At 60.3% G+C, this 15,764-nt stretch carries 15 protein-coding genes; 12 read left to right on the top strand and 3 right to left on the bottom strand.

The features are described 5' to 3' along the window. Window positions 1–187 precede the first annotated feature (187 nt). The 4 genes from F7R11_RS10360 (at window position 188) to F7R11_RS10375 (ending at window position 4,158) form a co-directional block, all read left to right on the top strand. Complete coding sequence (locus F7R11_RS10360; protein WP_021194492.1) at window positions 188–850, top strand: glutathione S-transferase family protein; 663 nt, start codon at window positions 188–190, stop codon at window positions 848–850. A 124-nt stretch (window positions 851–974) separates the two neighbouring features. Beyond that, window positions 975–2,060 carry a pyruvate dehydrogenase (acetyl-transferring) E1 component subunit alpha gene (gene pdhA / locus F7R11_RS10365; RefSeq protein WP_064803288.1) on the top strand — a complete coding sequence of 362 codons (1,086 nt, stop codon included), beginning with the start codon at window positions 975–977 and terminating at the stop codon, window positions 2,058–2,060. Continuing rightward, window positions 2,053–3,033: an alpha-ketoacid dehydrogenase subunit beta gene (locus tag F7R11_RS10370; RefSeq protein ID WP_021194490.1), complete on the top strand. Its 981-nt coding sequence runs from the start codon at window positions 2,053–2,055 to the stop codon at window positions 3,031–3,033. The genes pdhA and F7R11_RS10370 overlap by 8 nt, the downstream gene beginning before the upstream one ends. A gap of 3 nt (window positions 3,034–3,036) precedes the next feature. Continuing rightward, window positions 3,037–4,158 carry a dihydrolipoamide acetyltransferase family protein gene (locus F7R11_RS10375; RefSeq protein ID WP_064803290.1) on the top strand — a complete coding sequence of 374 codons (1,122 nt, stop codon included), beginning with the start codon at window positions 3,037–3,039 and terminating at the stop codon, window positions 4,156–4,158. Between the two features lie 16 nt (window positions 4,159–4,174). On the opposite strand, the gene F7R11_RS10380 is transcribed toward F7R11_RS10375, so the two are convergent. The 3 genes from F7R11_RS10380 to F7R11_RS10390 are packed head-to-tail and all read right to left on the bottom strand — an operon-like array spanning window position 4,175 to window position 8,223. Then, window positions 4,175–5,653, bottom strand: coding sequence for an amidase (locus F7R11_RS10380; RefSeq protein ID WP_064803293.1), 1,479 nt, complete (start codon window positions 5,651–5,653; stop codon window positions 4,175–4,177). Between the two features lie 23 nt (window positions 5,654–5,676). Beyond that, complete coding sequence (locus tag F7R11_RS10385) at window positions 5,677–6,888, bottom strand: M20 aminoacylase family protein (RefSeq protein WP_064803295.1); 1,212 nt, start codon at window positions 6,886–6,888, stop codon at window positions 5,677–5,679. A gap of 33 nt (window positions 6,889–6,921) precedes the next feature. Next, the gene (locus tag F7R11_RS10390) at window positions 6,922–8,223 is read right to left on the bottom strand and encodes an MFS transporter (RefSeq protein ID WP_064803297.1); all 1,302 of its coding nucleotides are present in this window, start codon (window positions 8,221–8,223) and stop codon (window positions 6,922–6,924) included. Between the two features lie 217 nt (window positions 8,224–8,440). On the opposite strand from F7R11_RS10390, the gene F7R11_RS10395 reads away from it, so the two are divergent. From F7R11_RS10395 to F7R11_RS10430, 8 genes are all read left to right on the top strand, one after another. Continuing rightward, on the top strand, window positions 8,441–9,358 hold the full coding sequence (locus tag F7R11_RS10395; protein ID WP_064803299.1) for a LysR family transcriptional regulator: 918 nt from the start codon (window positions 8,441–8,443) through the stop codon (window positions 9,356–9,358). Window positions 9,359–9,759: 401 nt separating this feature from the next. Then, a complete protein-coding gene (locus tag F7R11_RS10400) occupies window positions 9,760–11,004 on the top strand; it encodes a hypothetical protein (RefSeq protein ID WP_064803304.1) in 1,245 nt (414 codons plus the stop codon). Further along, window positions 10,997–11,707, top strand: coding sequence for a WbqC family protein (locus tag F7R11_RS10405; RefSeq protein WP_064803306.1), 711 nt, complete (start codon window positions 10,997–10,999; stop codon window positions 11,705–11,707). The genes F7R11_RS10400 and F7R11_RS10405 overlap by 8 nt, the downstream gene beginning before the upstream one ends. Beyond that, window positions 11,704–12,630: a glycosyltransferase family 2 protein gene (locus F7R11_RS10410; protein WP_064806300.1), complete on the top strand. Its 927-nt coding sequence runs from the start codon at window positions 11,704–11,706 to the stop codon at window positions 12,628–12,630. Before F7R11_RS10405 ends, F7R11_RS10410 begins: the two co-directional genes overlap by 4 nt. Beyond that, a complete protein-coding gene (locus F7R11_RS10415; protein WP_064803308.1) occupies window positions 12,627–13,370 on the top strand; it encodes a formyltransferase family protein in 744 nt (247 codons plus the stop codon). Before F7R11_RS10410 ends, F7R11_RS10415 begins: the two co-directional genes overlap by 4 nt. Further along, window positions 13,370–14,038: an SAM-dependent methyltransferase gene (locus F7R11_RS10420; RefSeq protein WP_064803310.1), complete on the top strand. Its 669-nt coding sequence runs from the start codon at window positions 13,370–13,372 to the stop codon at window positions 14,036–14,038. The genes F7R11_RS10415 and F7R11_RS10420 overlap by 1 nt, the downstream gene beginning before the upstream one ends. After that, window positions 14,035–15,180: a dTDP-4-amino-4,6-dideoxygalactose transaminase gene (gene rffA, locus F7R11_RS10425; protein WP_064803312.1), complete on the top strand. Its 1,146-nt coding sequence runs from the start codon at window positions 14,035–14,037 to the stop codon at window positions 15,178–15,180. Before F7R11_RS10420 ends, rffA begins: the two co-directional genes overlap by 4 nt. Before the next feature lie 7 nt (window positions 15,181–15,187). Further along, complete coding sequence (locus tag F7R11_RS10430) at window positions 15,188–15,550, top strand: DMT family transporter (RefSeq protein WP_064803315.1); 363 nt, start codon at window positions 15,188–15,190, stop codon at window positions 15,548–15,550. Window positions 15,551–15,764: the final 214 nt, after the last annotated feature.

Genomic DNA, 15,764 nt, shown 5'->3' on the forward strand with positions numbered 1-15,764 from the left:
CTGGCATGGTGTTTGCAAATCGCCAGGCACGGCGCGCCATCCAGGGCGACATAACGCGCGCCAGGCGACGACGGCCCGCGTTGCGCGGGCTGCGCGCCACGTCACGCAATGGTGCGCATGCGGCGTTTCGGTGCAGAACGTCCAGATTTGGTGAAGCGCGCCCAGGCAGACACCCACGGAGACCGCCATGAGCCGGACGACCACTACGCTGACCATCAGCAGCCGCAACTATTCGTCGTGGTCGTTCCGTGGCTGGCTGCTCGCCCGGCTGGCGGGCATCGAGTTCGAAACGGTGGTGGTGCCGGTCGACGATGCCGCCGCGCGTGCGGAGTTGCTGCTGCTGTCGCCGTCGATTCTCGTGCCGTGTCTCCACCACGAGGGCATCAAGGTGTGGGACACCCTTGCCATTGCCGAATACCTCAACGAGATCCGTCCGCAAGCGCATCTGCTGCCGGCCGACCGCGCGGCGCGCGCGCATTGCCGCGCCGTCTGCGGCGAGATGCATTCCGGTTTCAGCGCACTACGCTCTGCATTGCCGATGAACCTGCGCGCACAGTTTCCCAACTTCCGGGTCTGGTCGCGCGCGCAGGACGATATCGAACGCATCGTCGCCATCTGGCGAGAATGCCTGCAGCGCTATGGTGGCCCGTGGCTGTTCGGCAAGGCACCCGGCATGGCCGATGCGATGTACGCCCCGGTCGTGACGCGCTTTCTTACCTACGATGTCAAGCTCGATCCCGATATCGCCGGGTACTGCGCGACCGTGCTCAAACATCCGTTCGTGCGCGAGTGGATGGAAGCCGCACAGCTTGAGACCGAAGACATCGACGAGCTGGACGTGGAGTTCTGAACGCAGCACGCTGCACCGCAAAAAGCGGAAACGCTCCCGCGTCTCAGCCAAACGGCTGGGCTTGTTTTCGGTCGCCCAACGTCTAGTGTGGGAAGGAGACCAAAAGAACAAAGGGGCTGCAGTCATGACCACGGTCGGCAGCTTTCAGATCGATTTTCTGCAGGTCCTGGATCGCGAGGGCAAGCCGGTCCAGCCACTCCCGGCGTTTGCGCAGGATGTGCAAACGCTCCTCGCGCTGTATCGCGCGATGGTGCTCACCCGTGCATTCGACACCAAGGCGGTTGCGCTGCAGCGCACCGGCAAGCTCGGCACGTTTGCGTCTTCCGTGGGGCAGGAGGCGATTGGCGTGGGCATCGCCAGCGTCATGCACCCGGACGACGTGCTGTTCCCGTCCTATCGAGACCACAGCGCGCAATTGCTGCGCGGCGTCACGATGGCCGAGAGCCTGCTGTACTGGGGCGGTGACGAGCGCGGCAGCGCGTTCAGCAGGGTGCCCAATGATTTTCCGAACTGCGTACCGATCGGCACCCAGGTGTGCCACGCAGCGGGCGCGGCCTACGCGTTTCAATTGCGCGGCGAGCCCCGCGTGGCGGTCGCGATCATTGGTGACGGTGGCACCTCCAAGGGCGATTTCTACGAAGGCATGAACTTCGCGGGCGTGTGGAATGCGCCGCTGGTGATCCTCATCAACAACAACCAGTGGGCGATCTCGGTGCCGCGCAGTCGCCAGACCATTGCGCAGACGCTGGCGCAAAAGGCCATCGCCGCCGGGATTGCCGGCCTGCAGGTCGACGGCAACGATGTGATTGCGGTGCGACAAGCCGCGCAGGAAGCGTTAGACCGCGCCAGGGCAGGGGGCGGCCCCACGCTCATTGAAGCCGTGACCTACCGCCTGGGCGACCACACCACCGCCGACGATGCCACGCGCTACCGCGATTCCGACATCGTCAAGCAAGCCTGGGAAGCCGAGCCCATTCTGCGACTGCGCAAGTACCTGACCAGCGTGAACGCGTGGGACAAGGCGCAGGAAGACCAACTCGGCCGCGCCTGCTATGCGCAGGTGGAAGAGGCGGTTGCCGAATACATGGCTGTCGAACATCCGGGGCCGGATGCGATGTTCGACCACCTGTACGCGACCCTGCCGAGCGCACTCGAGTGGCAGCGTGCGATGGCGCTGGCATTCGCCACCAACGGAGGTGCACATGGCTGACGTCAACCTCGTCGAGGCCGTCAACCTGGCGCTGGCGCATGCGCTGGAGCACGACCCGTCCGTTGTGCTGCTGGGCGAAGACATTGGCGTCAATGGGGGGGTGTTCCGTGCCACGGTGGGCTTGCAGGCACGCTTCGGGACGCAGCGTGTGCTCGACAGCCCGCTGGCGGAAACCGCGCTGGCCGGCGCGGCCATCGGCATGGCGGCGGTGGGTCTCAAACCGGTGGTGGAGATCCAGTTCAGCGGTTTCATCTATCCGGCCATCGACAACGTGCTCAACCATGCCGCGCGGTTGCGTAATCGCACGCGCGGACGGCTGTCGTGCCCGATGGTGATTCGCGCGCCCAGCGGCGGCGGCATCCACGCGCCTGAGCACCACTCGGAAAGCCCTGAGGCGCTGTTCACGCATATGCCGGGGTTGCGCGTGGTGGTGCCGTCGTCTCCCGCGCGGGCGTATGGGCTACTGCTGGCAGCCATTCGTGATCCGGACCCGGTGATCTTTTTTGAGCCGACGCGGCTATATCGCGTGTTCAAACAACCGGTGGAAGACGACGGTCAAGCCCTGCCACTGGATACCTGCTTTGTGCTGCGCGACGGCACCGACGTCACGCTGGTGAGCTGGGGCGGTGCCTTGCAGGAAACGCTGGCCGCTGCCGACCAGCTTGCCGAAGAGGGCATCGCCGCCGAGGTGATCGACGTGGCCACGCTCAAGCCGTTGGATATGGATTCGATCCTGGCATCCGTGGCAAAGACCGGCCGCTGCGTGATCGTGCACGAGGCCGCGCGTACGTCCGGGGTGGGCGCGGAGATTGCCGCCAACATTGCCGAGCACGGCTTGTATTCACTGCTAGCCCCCGTGCAGCGCGTGACGGGCTACGACGTGGTCATGCCGCTGCCCCGGCTCGAGCACCATTACCTGCCGAGCGTGGAACGCATTCTCGCGGCGGTCTGGAAAACGCTGGAGGGCGCCTGAACAATGATCGTCTTCAAACTGCCGGACCTCGGCGAGGGGCTGCAAGAGGCGGAGATCGTGGAGTGGCACGTCAAGGTGGGCGATGCCATCCAGGCCGATCAGCCGTTGGTATCGGTGGAGACCGCCAAGGCGATCGTGGAGATTCCGTCGCCGCAATCGGGCCGCATTGCCAAGCTATTCGGCCAGCCCGGCGACATCGTGCACCTTGGTGCGGCGCTGGTCGCTTTTGAAGACGCAGGTGGACAGGACGCTGATGCCGGCACGGTGGTGGGCCAGATGCCCGCAGGGCAGCACGTGGTGCACGAAGCGCCCGCCGCGCTGGGCCGAGGCGCAGCAGGCGCTAGTGCGGGTGGCGTCAAGGCGATGCCCGCTGTCCGGGCGCTGGCGCGCAAGCTGGATGTGGACCTCTCGATGATCACGCCATCAGGGCCGGATGGCGTGATCACCGCCGCCGATGTCGAACGCGCCGCCAAGACGTTTGCCGACCTGGGCCCACCCGAAGTGCTACGCGGCGTGCGACGTGCGATGGCCCAGAACATGGCTCGCGCGCAGAACGAGGTGGCTGCTGCCACCGTGATCGACGATGCTGATATTCACGCCTGGGCGCCGGGCACGGATGTGACGATCCGCCTGATCCGCGCGCTGGTGGCCGGCTGCCGCGCCGTGCCCAGCTTGAACGCCTGGTTTGATGGCAACGCCGGGCGGCGCCACGTGCTGGAAAAAATCGACGTGGGTATCGCTGTGGATCTGCCAGACGGGCTGTTCGTGCCCGTACTGCGCAACGTCGCGCATCGGGATGCCGCCGACCTGCGTGCCGGGCTGGATCGCATGCGCGCGGACATCAAGGCGCGCAAGATTCCACCGGAAGAGTTGCGCGGCAACACGATCACGCTGTCGAACTTCGGCATGATCGCGGGCAAGTACGCCGCACCGATCGTTGTGCCACCCACGGTGGCGATTCTGGGCGCAGGGCACATCCACGAGCAGGTGGTTGCGGCCGGCGGCGCGCCTGCCGTCCACCGTGTCTTGCCGCTGAGCCTGACGTTTGACCACCGCGTCGTAACCGGCGGTGAAGCGGCAAGATTCCTGGCGGCAGTGATTGCCGATCTGGAAGCTGCTGCGTAGTCCGTTCTGCAGACGATCAGCGCAGCAAGGGCGATGTGCTGTGCGCCGGCGTAAATGCCTCGTGCCATGCGGCAGCAAGCTGCAGCAAGGCAAAGTCAGCGCGCGGTGGCGCAATCACCTGCAGACCCAGCGGAAGACCATCGGCTGTGAAGCCCGACGGCAAACTTGCCGCTGGAACACCAGCGAGGGTCGGGCCGATGACGACTTCCATCCAGCGGTGATACGTATCCATCGCGCGACCGGCAACCGTCTTGGGCCAATGTTCCTCAGCCGGGAACGGCGCGATCTGGCTGCTTGGCAGGACCAGGAAGTCGTACTCGGCAAACTGTGCCAGCAACGCCTGATACCAGTTCGCGCGGGTGGTGGTGGCGCGGTTGATGTCAACCAACCCACGGCGATGGCCTTGCTCCACTTCCCAGATCGCTTCGGGCTTGAGCAACTCCCGCGTGGTTGCGTTGGCGTATAGCTGGCCAAGGTTGCCGGTCACGATCATGGCGCGCAGCGTGCACCAGCATTCCCACAGCGCATCCATCGGGAAGAACGGCTGCACCGCTTCAACCTGGCAGCCCAGGTTGCGGAAGGTGCTCAGCGCGCGCTCGTTGACAGCCATCACCTCCGGCTCAACGGCCAGATAGCCGCCAAAGTCGCCCAGCCAGCCAATGCGCGCCTGCCGGAAATCGCGATGCAGCGGGCGTGTGAAGCCGGCAGGATCGTCTTGCAACGACAGCGGTGCACGCGGGTCGTAGCCCGCCTGGGTGGCGAGCAGCCAGGCAAGGTCTTGCGGGTTACGCGCCATCGGGCCTTCAGTGCCCAACTGCTGAAAGAACACGTCGCCGGTGGGGCCATAGGGCACACGGCCAAGGCTGGGGCGCAGGCCGTAGATGTTGTTCCACGCGGCGGGATTGCGCAGCGAGCCCATCATGTCGCTGCCGTCTGCCACCGGCAGCATCTGCAGCGCGACCGCGACGGCCGTACCCCCGCTGCTGCCACCGGCTGATCGTGCCGGGTCCCACGCGTTGCGCGTGATGCCGTAGACCTGGTTGTAGGTATGCGAGCCTAGGCCGAACTCGGGCGTATTGGTCTTGCCGATGAACACCGTGCCCTGCCGGCGCAGGCGCTCAGCCATGATGCTGTCGCGCGCCGGCACGTTGCGCGCCAGCGCGCGGCTGCCCATCGTCGTCACCATGCCGGAGACAGCCGTCAGATCCTTGGGTGCCTGCGGAAAACCATGCATCCAGCCGCCCGACAGACCTTGCGACAGCAGCACATCGCGCTCGCGCGCCTGATCGATCGCCCACGCGGCGTCCACACGAGCCACCACGGCGTTGACCGTTGGGTTAAGGCGATCGATCTGTGCCAGGAAGGCTTCCATGACTTCCACGCAGGAAACGTCACGCGCGTGGATGCGCTTGGACAGCTCGATCGCGCTCCACTGCACGATCTCCTGGTGCGTCGGCGAATGTGTTGCTGCGGAGGACAGGGCGACGTTTTGCATGGTTCTCTTCTGCACTCAGAGGGTTAGGCGGTCAGGTAGGTTTGCGCCAGCCGCACCCAGCAGGCTGCGCCCAGCGGCAACACCTGATCGTTGAAATCGTAACCGGGGTTGTGGACCATGCAGCCGCCAAACTCGCCTTCGCCGTTGCCAAGAATCAGGTAGCAGCCGGGCACCTGATTGAGCATCCAGGCGAAGTCTTCGCTGCCGTTGAGTCCCTTGGGCGCCTGTGTGACGACGTTCTCCGCGCCGACCAGTTCAGTGCAAACCTGTTGCGCAAACTGGGTTTCTGCCAAGGTATTGACCATCGGCGGCGTGAGCTGACGGTAGTCGATCTGTGCTTCCACGCCATGCGCTTGCGCGGTCAGGCTGACGATCTCACGAATGCGCTTCTCTACCATGGCGCGCGTTTCCGGCCGCGCTGCGCGCACGTTGACGCCGATCGTCACCGATTCGGGAATCACGTTGTGCGTCATGCCGCCACGAATGAAACCGACCGACACCACAGCGGTGTCATCCGGCGCCACATTGCGTGCCACCACGGTCTGCAGCGCCGTGATGATGGCCGCAGACGCCACGATTGGATCGCTCGCACGATGCGGCATCGCGCCGTGTCCGCCCACGCCCTTGATGGTGACGTCCGCCACATCGGAAGACAGACTGACCGGCCCCGGCAAGACGCGGAAGCTGCCCGCCGCCACGCCCGGCATGTTGTGCAGCGCGAACACGGCATCGCACGGAAAGCGCTCGAACAATCCGTCTTCGATCATGGCGAGTGCGCCGCACAGGTTTTCCTCATCGGGCTGGAAGATCAGGTTGAGCGTGCCATCAAAGTTGCGGCTGTCGGCCAGTGCCTTGGCTGCCGCCAGCAGGATGGCGGTGTGCCCGTCATGGCCGCAGGCGTGCATCTTGCCGTGGTTGCGGCTGGCATAGGGCAGGCCGGTGGCTTCGATGATGGGCAGTGCATCCATGTCGGCACGGATGCCGAGCTTGCGAGTGCCATTACCGAGCTTCAACTGGCCCACCACGCCGCTTTTACCGATGCCGGTGTGCACCTCGTAGCCCCAGCTTTTCAGCAGATCGGCCACCAGCATGCTCGTGCCGCCCACCTCGAAACCCAGTTCGGGCTGGGCGTGGATCTGGCGGCGGATGTTGACGAAGGTTTCTGCGTCGATATGGATGGGGGGCAGCAGATGCGGCAGCAGTTGGAAGGGCGTGAGCGTAGGCGCTTTGGTCATGTGGGGGCTCCTTGCTGGAAGGGGAATGGGTTGTTAGTGAGACTCGCGCGCTTCGCGCAGGCTCAGCACGGTCAATAGCGTGATGGCGCTGCACGCCATCATGTAGAAAGCAGGGGAGAGCGGATTGCCGGTGCGAGCCAGCAGCCAGGTCACAACAAACTGGCACGAGCCGCCAAACACCGTCACGCCAATGGCGTAGATGACCGACAAGCCGCTGGCGCGCACCTTGATGGGCAGCAACTCCATCATCATGAGTAGCATCGGCGTGGTGCCCAGGTACAGGGTGCCGGTCAGCAGCGCCGAGAGCGCCAGCACCAGCGGCACGCTCGGGTAGTGCGTCATCAGCCAGAAGGCTGGATAGAGCAGCACCACAGTGACCAGCGTTGCGCCCACCACCAGCGGCTTGCGGCGCGGCAGACGGTCTGCCAGCCAGCCGGAAAGCAGCGAAGCGCCAAAGCTGGTCAGCCCGGTCACGCAACCCGCGAGCAACGACAGCGACGCCGGCAGATGCAGCTCGCGGATCATGTAGGTCGGCATGAAATAGATCACCAGATACGTGCCCACCGTGCCACCGATGATAGTGAGAACGCCCTTGACCACCAGCCCGCCGTGCTCGCGGAACAGCATGCCGAGCGGGCTAGGCGCGTGCGTTTCGGCCGTATGGGTTTCGTCCAGGTGGGATCGGATATAGAGACCGACAGGCGCAATCAGCAGGCCCAGGAAAAACGGCACGCGCCAACCCCAGCTCTGCAGCGCTTCCGGCGACAGGCTGCCGTACAGAATGGCGGCGGTGAGCGCGCCACACAGGGCAGCGATGCCCTGGCTACCCAACTGCCAGCTCACGCGAAAACCACGCCCCTTGATACCGCCGGACTCCATCAGCATGGCGGTCGATGCACCAATCTCACCGCCCAGCGAAAAGCCTTGCAGCAGACGCCCCGCCAGAATCACCAGCGGGCCAAACAGGCCTGCGGTGGCGTACGTCGGCGCGACTGCCAGGCACAGCGTGCCGATCACCATCAGACCGATCGTCAATGTCATGGCGGCCTTGCGCCCGCGGCGGTCAGCATAGTTGCCGATCACGAAGCCGCCCAGCGGCCGCATCACAAAGCCGATGCCGAACGTCGCCACCGCCAGCAGCAGCGAGCCATAGGCGCTATCCGACGGGAAGAACAGCTTGCCGATCATCAACGCGAAGAAGCTGTAGACCGTGAAGTCGTACATCTCCAGCGCATTGCCGATCGAGCATGCAGCAATCAACCGCGCCTGGCTGGTGGGCTTAGGTGCAGCAATGGCCGAGGCGGGCAAGGCCGGCTGCAGGGTGGCGTCGTTCATGGGGGGTCTCCATCCGCGAGTTGGGGAAGGGCTTCTGCGAGTCCTTGGGCGTTTGCAGTATTCCGGGAACGCGCGCGCAGAAAAAATCGCAAATATTCATCCCGATAACCAAATAGAATCACCGTCATAACCGGCATGTATCCGCTATCAGGGAAAGCCCGTGAAAGCGTGACGCGGCAGGCACACAGAAGGGTGTGCAACGAGGAGGAGAAGCAAGGTGAAGCTGCACCAGTTGCGCATCCTGCTGGCGGTCGCCCAGCACGGCAGCATCCACGAGGCCTCGCGCGGCCTGCATATCTCTCAGCCGGCGTTATCCAAGGCGATTGCCGAATTGGAGCGGGAGCTTGGCGTCACGCTGCTGTCGCGCTCGGTGCGCGGCGTGAGCCTGACGGCGTACGGGGTGGCGGTGGTCAAGCGCGCCAGCGTGGTCGAGCAGGAACTGCGTCACGCGCTGGAAGATATCGAATCCATTCGCGGCCATGCAGAGGCCGAACTCAACATCGGCTTTACCGCCGTAGCCTCCAGCGGGCCATTGCCGGATGCCATGGCGGCATTCCGCACGCGCTTTCCCAACGTGGCGTTGCGCGGTGTCGAGCAGCGCTCGCAGCAGATTCTGGAAGGGCTGCGCGAAGGGCGGCTCGATCTGGGGCTGATCTCCACCAACAGCGGGCCCGGCACGAGCAGCTTTCAGTGGGAGCCGTTGTTCTCCGTGCCGATGCGCCTGGCGGTGCGACCCGGCCATCCGCTGCGGAAGACGCGCAAGCTGCGCTCACTCCTGGATGCGGATTGGCTGGTGCTCGATCCCCTCGATGACCCTGGTAGCCCGATGGCGAGCCTGATGCGGCTACACCGGTTGGAGATTCCGCGCCGGATCGTGCAGAGCGGCTCCAACCTGCTCGGCCTGCAATTGGCCACGAAGACAGACCTGGTGAGCATGTGGTCGGATTTCGTCTTCGCCAACTCGCTGGGGCCGCTGCGCACGATTCCGGGCGCGCTGGAGATCCTGCCGATGGAAGACGAACTGCCGGACTTCAGCGTCTACATGGTCTATCGATCGGCCGATCTGATGACGCATGCCTGTGCCGAGTTCAGCAAGGAGATTCGGCATGCTGCGCAACGGTACCGGCACCGCTGAGCGTCAAACCAAGGTGCTAGAGAAGCAAGGCCACCAAAGCATCCACAAAGCCCCGATTTGTCTGAGCGACCAGTTGTGCGGTGAACCCAGGGCCCTCAATGAGGCGAGGAGGTGGTCATGTGACGCTAAGGCGATGCAGAAAGCGATCAACTCCGCCCTGCGTAAGTGGCATCATCGAGCGACATAGCTGATCTATCTAGATCTGTGGCAGCAGCATGAACAAGGGGGAGTGGTGGTGCGTTCGCGAGGTCACACGCGTTGAGCGCGACGTGACTGCGAGGGTCATAAAGCCCCCCGCAACAGCGGTAAAGTCACTAGAATCTCGGATTTTGTTGCCGCACGCCGGCTGTCGGCCTGACATGGTTGCGCGCAAAACCTGACGCCGGGCCGCGAATATCACAATGCAAAACACAAGTAAGAGCCATGTTCGTTTGAGTGTCTTCCTGATCGGAGTTGCTCTCATCGTGATACTGAGCATGCTGGCGGTGCATCTGCTCGGCTTTGGCGAAATTGCCGCAGCGGTTGACAAGAATCCGGAGCGACTGCGCGACTTCACTTTCCCTGTCTGGCATAGTCAGTCAGTTCGAGAGCACGGTTTCCTAGTTTTTCTATCTCAAGATGGCTTCGCCGCAAGGACGGCGTACGCCAATCATCCAACGGTCTACTTGTGGTTCATGGATGCATTGAATCACTTTCAGCATCGTTTTCCCATGTTGACCATGCGCTTGACGAGTGCTTGGCTGGCCATGCTTGCCATGGCTCTTGCCACCGGGTACGTCGTCTATCGATGTCTCGACGATTTGTCTGTAACCAAGCTCATAGTTCTCGGCCTTGGATTCTGCTACATCGCCACGTTGCCAACATACTGGATTGCGGTAGGCAAGTTCAATGTCGATAACGGGTTCATTTTCTTGATGCCCGCGTTGATCATGCTCAGCTACTTCACATGGAAAAATAGTGCGAAAGGTGGTGGCTTTTGGTTCTGGGCAACTGTGACAACATTGGTTATGCCGATAGCGGGCGTGTTGTTTGCTATCGGCCTCTCGGTGCAATTTTTGGGGCGTGACTTCCGACTCGGCACCCGGACTTGGGCAGCGCCAGTGCTGCTCGCAGCACTATCGACCGTTCTCTATCTTGAACCGGTGCTCGTGCTAAAGCTGCTTGGCTTCAATAGCATGAACAGCTCATGGGTCTTTCGCGCTGGGCTAGATGGCGATACAAGGGGATTCAGCAATGCACTCAACTCTGTGCTATTCCCACAGGTCCGTCGCCCATTTCATTTGGTCGTCATACCGGTGGCGCTTGTTGTGGTGCAATGGCTAGCCATGCGGGGAGTAGTGCAGTCTGCGGTTAGCAACGGCAAATCGGTATTCGTCATCAATCTGTTTGCGGTCTATGCGTTGACGTTGCTGTTTTGGCCACAGGCCGTTTCAATTCATCCGTATCTCTACGATGCGATCTTGATTGGTCCTGTTGCAGTTTGGGTTATGGTGAATTTTGCGGGCCTAGTTGTATCGGAGCGAACATTTCCGCTGTGGTGTTTTGCGCTGGGGCTCTTGATTATGTTCAATCTGACAACAGTCGCCCAAGCCACCCACTCCCCCCCATATCCGCAGTGGAACCTCACCGGCGATCGCGATGGCTGATGCGAAACCTGTGGCGAAGAAGGTCGCTATCCTGCAGTCCAACTACATTCCATGGAAGGGCTATTTTGAAATCATTGCTGCCGTCGATGAGTTTATTCTGTATGACGACATGCAATTCACAAAGAACGACTGGAGAAATCGCAATCGCATCAAGACTCCGACAGGCACTCAATGGCTAAGCATTCCTGTCGGCAGTGACATTCGAAGGCGCATCCGTGATGTCCAGTTGCCCAATACCTCTTGGGCCGAGCAACATTGGAGGACTCTGTCGCTAAACTATCGTGCGGCAGCATGCTTTGATAGCACCGCCGAATGGCTAGCCCCCCTCTATCTTGATAATAAATGCCCAGATCTGTCATCTTTCAATCGCAGGTTGATTGAGGCAATCTGCACGCATCTCGGCATTCAAACCGTGATCCGAAATTCTTGGGATTACTCGCTTGTTGATGGTAAGACAGATCGACTTGTTAGCTTATGCAGGCAAGCGGACGCCGAAGTCTATGTATCAGGACCGTCGGCGCGTGGCTATCTCGACGAATCCCTATTTCTGGCGTCGGGCATCGAGTTGCAGTGGATGCACTACGGCCCTTATCCCATGTATCCCCAGCTTTGGGGGGCATTCGTACATGAGGTATCGGTGCTCGATCTTTTGTTCAATTGTGGCGCTGATGCGCCCCTCTACATGAATTGTTCGCGACCGTGAAACTCTCGATTGTCACCACCCTTTATCGGTCACATGCCTATTTGAGCCAATTCTATGAGCGTGCAAGAGCAACTGCAGGAACATTCGCGCTTGAAGACTATGAGATCGTTATGGTCAATGATGGTTCGCCTGACCAAAGCCTTGAGCTGGCTGTTGAGCTTGCAGGGCAGGATGAGCATGTTGTCGTGGTCGATCTGTCCCGCAACTTCGGGCACCACAAGGCCATGATGACGGGCCTAGCACATGCCAGTGGTGATTTGGTGTTTCTGATTGATTGTGATTTGGAGGAATCACCGGAGTGGCTGACGGAGTTCGCAGACACGATGGAGGAGAAGCAATGCGATGTGGTCTATGGCGTTCAACAACAACGAAAGGGGGGCTGGTTCGAGCGCGTTTCTGGCCAGTGTTTCTGGTCGCTGTTTAACACACTGAGCGATATTTCATTACCCGCAAATATCGTGACAGCGCGGCTGATGACCCGCAGATATGTCGAGGCACTGTTGCAACATCAAGAGCGCGAGGTGTTCATGGCCGGCCTCTGGCATATTACCGGATATGACCAAGTTGCCCAGATGGTACGCAAGCTTAGCAATGCCGAGTCGACGTATACCTTTCGCCGAAAGGTGTCGCTATTCGTCAATTCGATTACCTCGTTTAGTAACACGCCGCTCATCGGTATCTTTTATCTCGGACTCGGCATTTCCCTTCTGGCAGTGCTGTACGTTTTTTGGTTACTCGTACATTGGCTTTTCTTCAACCGACCGCCAACGGGTTGGACTTCCGTTATGGCGTCAATCTGGCTGATTGGTGGCATGTTGATGTCGTGCGTGGGAGTGATCGGCATCTATCTGTCGAAAATATTCTCAGAGACGAAGCGGCGCCCCTATACGATCGTAAGGCAAGTCTATCGACGCGAATCATGACGCTACGAATCGCTTTCCTCTGTTCTGGAGGTGGAGGCAACCTCCGCTTCATCGCGCAGGCCATCGAGCAACGGACATTGCCCGACGCCATGATCTGCGCTGTCTTGACTGATCGAGAATGCTTGGCCAACCAGTTCGCACGCGAGCATCGTATAAGTACTCGCGTGCTGGATTTCCGCGCGCAGGAACAGCAGGAAGTGCTGGACGCCCTGGGCGAAGCTACCGCAGATGTTGTCGTCACTAACGTCCATAAGATCCTTGCTGCCCCGGTGGTTGCCGCTTATCGCGGACGGCTGGTGAATCTGCACTATTCTCTGTTGCCGGCATACGGTGGTGTGATTGGTATGCGACCAGTGGAATTGGCGTTGGCCGATGGAGTGAAATTCATCGGTGTGACCGCGCATCATGTTGATGAGGCTGTCGATGCCGGTAAGCCGATCGTACAGGCTGTTATTCCGACTGAGCCGCACGATACTGTTGCATCCTTGGCGGATACAGTTTTTCGGAACGGTTGCCTCACCCTGCTGGAGGCGCTCAGGACGTTCATCTTAGCGTCGACCGATCACACTGGCGGTATCAAGAACGCCTACGTGCGCAATCGGGAAAGTTGCTTCAATCCGGGCCTATCATTTCCAGCAAGCTTGTTCGACGAACCCTTCTGGAGGAAGTTGGCGGACTATCCGTCCGCGCCGAGCGCGAGGCGAGGCCATAGCGCACAACGCATCCAGGGGCAAGGTTGATGACTCAAATCACTAGTGGTGTACGCGCTGTCTTGTCGCACCCCATGGTTTATTCAGCATTCCAGCAGTTCATGGGGGCGACCAAGGATCGTGACCTCTATGTGAGGGACTTTCTACGCCCGCGCGAAGGGATGCGCGTGCTAGACATAGGCTGTGGTCCGGCCGACATTCTGGCGCATCTACCCCATGTTGAGTACTACGGGTTCGACATCAGCGAGCTATACATCCAGAGGGCGCGTGCTCGTTTTGCTGACAGGCATGCCAAGTTTGCGTGCAAATTATTGACGTCTGACGATCTCAGCAGGTTGCCCCGCTTTGATCGAGTCATTGCAATTGGACTACTCCATCACCTTGGTGACGAGATGGCTACTGAGCTGATGCGTATGGTATCGACGCGCTTGGCGCCGGGTGGCCGACTGGTAACGCTGGACCCATGCCTGAGCGATGACCAGAACTTGGTGTCACGCTGGCTGGTGAAAAGCGATCGTGGACAAAACGTACGAACGCGAGAAGGTTACGCGGCTATCGCGCGCGGAGCGTTCGGTCACGTCCATGCAACTGTGCGCCACAAGCGTTGGATTCCCTATACCCATTGCCACGTCATCTGCGAAAACGACGGCGATGGCATCGACAAAAAATTCGCCAGCAGTATGCCGAACAAACCATGAGCAGCAACGACACCATTGAATTTAATCGTCCTTACATGACAGGTAAGGAGCTTCAGTACATTGCTGAAGCCAATCAGGGGCATCGCCTGGCTGGTGATGGCCCTTTCACAAAACGGTGCCATCAATGGCTGGAAGCTCAGACAGGGGCTCGAAAGGCGTTGCTCACACACTCCTGCACAGCAGCGTTGGAGATGGCCGCGCTGCTTCTTGATATCAAGCCGGGCGACGAGGTCATCATGCCGTCGTACACGTTTGTATCAACCGCAAATGCATTTGTGTTGCGAGGCGGAGTCCCCGTGTTTGTCGATATACGCGAAGACACGCTGAACCTTGACGAGACATTGGTCGAGGCGGCGATCACACCGCGCACGCGCGCGATTGCGCCGGTGCACTATGCTGGTGTTTCTTGTGAGATGGATGCCATCCAAGAGGTTGCTAGTCGCTATGAGCTTGCCGTCGTTGAAGACGCGGCACAAGGCGTGGAATCTACATACAAGGGCCGCAAGCTTGGCAGCATTGGCACATTTGGTGCGTTGAGTTTTCATGAAACGAAGAACGTCATCTCGGGGGAGGGAGGGGCGTTGCTCGTCAATGACGCTGCGTATGTCGCACGAGCCGAAATCATCCGCGAGAAAGGCACCGACCGCAGTCAATTCTTTCGTGGGGAAATCGATAAATACACTTGGCAAGAAGTGGGATCATCATTCCTACCCGGCGAATTGATAGCCGCATTTCTTTGGGCACAGTTGGAGCGCTCGGAGAATATTTTGCATTTTAGACTCGATGCGTGGCGACACTACCATGAGTTGCTTGCTCCACTCGAAGATAAGGGCATACTGCGCCGGCCGTTTATTCCTGAATACTGTGGGCATAACGCCCACATGTACTACGTTCTTCTCGCTTCCGACATTGATCGGCCGGCCGTGCTCGCCACACTGAAGGCGAACGGCGTGCAGTCTGTTTTCCATTATGTTCCGCTGCACTCGTCGCCAGGTGGTCAGCGCTATGGACGAGCTCACGGAGACCTGGGCGTCACCAATCGCCAGTCTGATCGACTGGTTCGTCTGCCACTTTGGATCGGGCTAACTCAATCCCAGCAGGAACGAATTGTGGGGATCCTTGCATCGGCGTGCTTAGCGTAACAGCGACATGCTCACCTATTTGCTCATTCTTCCAGTTGCGTTGCTTGTTGCTTATAGCCAGCTTATGGTCAAGTGGCGCGCTGCATCATTACCGGCGCAGCCAAATATCGCCGACAAGCTTGCTGCAATGTTTGCCGATCCACTGATACTTTCGGCATATGCAGCAGCGTTTGCCGCCTCGGTGGCGTGGCTCCTTGTGGTCACGAAGCTTCCTTTGACCATTGCGTTTCCGGTGTATATGGGTATCACGTTTGTGATGGTCATTGCGGGAGGGCATTTGCTGCTGGGGGAGCCTTTGTCAGTAGCAAAGATCATGGCGATAGCGTTGATTCTGGCCGGCATCACGCTTGGCATGGTCACAACGAGATGAATGCGAACCCACATATAGGAGACAGCGCTAGAGGAGTGGCTGTCCACCACCTTGCTCCAGGTGTTCAAGCAAACCGTACTTGAGAAGCTGCACGCAGATCCGCGGTCCTGAAGCACTGCGCTAGTGTATCGGCGCACTGTGCGCAGGTTGTCGCAGCATTGTCGGCTTAAATTATCCCTACTGATCCGCAGACCTGATGACGCATGTCTGGACG

Source organism: Ralstonia insidiosa, assembly GCF_008801405.1.
Taxonomy (GTDB): domain Bacteria; phylum Pseudomonadota; class Gammaproteobacteria; order Burkholderiales; family Burkholderiaceae; genus Ralstonia; species Ralstonia insidiosa.

Excerpts from the sequence above, each read along its gene's own strand:
- F7R11_RS10360 (WP_021194492.1), top strand. The coding sequence starts at position 188 with ATGAGCCGGACGACCACTACGCTGACCATCAGCAGCCGCAACTATTCG.
- pdhA (WP_064803288.1), top strand. The coding sequence starts at position 975 with ATGACCACGGTCGGCAGCTTTCAGATCGATTTTCTGCAGGTCCTGGAT.
- F7R11_RS10370 (WP_021194490.1), top strand. The coding sequence starts at position 2,053 with ATGGCTGACGTCAACCTCGTCGAGGCCGTCAACCTGGCGCTGGCGCAT.
- F7R11_RS10375 (WP_064803290.1), top strand. The coding sequence starts at position 3,037 with ATGATCGTCTTCAAACTGCCGGACCTCGGCGAGGGGCTGCAAGAGGCG.
- F7R11_RS10380 (WP_064803293.1), bottom strand. The coding sequence starts at position 5,653 with ATGCAAAACGTCGCCCTGTCCTCCGCAGCAACACATTCGCCGACGCAC.
- F7R11_RS10385 (WP_064803295.1), bottom strand. The coding sequence starts at position 6,888 with ATGACCAAAGCGCCTACGCTCACGCCCTTCCAACTGCTGCCGCATCTG.
- F7R11_RS10390 (WP_064803297.1), bottom strand. The coding sequence starts at position 8,223 with ATGAACGACGCCACCCTGCAGCCGGCCTTGCCCGCCTCGGCCATTGCT.
- F7R11_RS10400 (WP_064803304.1), top strand. The coding sequence starts at position 9,760 with ATGCAAAACACAAGTAAGAGCCATGTTCGTTTGAGTGTCTTCCTGATC.
- F7R11_RS10405 (WP_064803306.1), top strand. The coding sequence starts at position 10,997 with ATGGCTGATGCGAAACCTGTGGCGAAGAAGGTCGCTATCCTGCAGTCC.
- F7R11_RS10415 (WP_064803308.1), top strand. The coding sequence starts at position 12,627 with ATGACGCTACGAATCGCTTTCCTCTGTTCTGGAGGTGGAGGCAACCTC.
- F7R11_RS10420 (WP_064803310.1), top strand. The coding sequence starts at position 13,370 with ATGACTCAAATCACTAGTGGTGTACGCGCTGTCTTGTCGCACCCCATG.
- rffA (WP_064803312.1), top strand. The coding sequence starts at position 14,035 with ATGAGCAGCAACGACACCATTGAATTTAATCGTCCTTACATGACAGGT.
- F7R11_RS10430 (WP_064803315.1), top strand. The coding sequence starts at position 15,188 with ATGCTCACCTATTTGCTCATTCTTCCAGTTGCGTTGCTTGTTGCTTAT.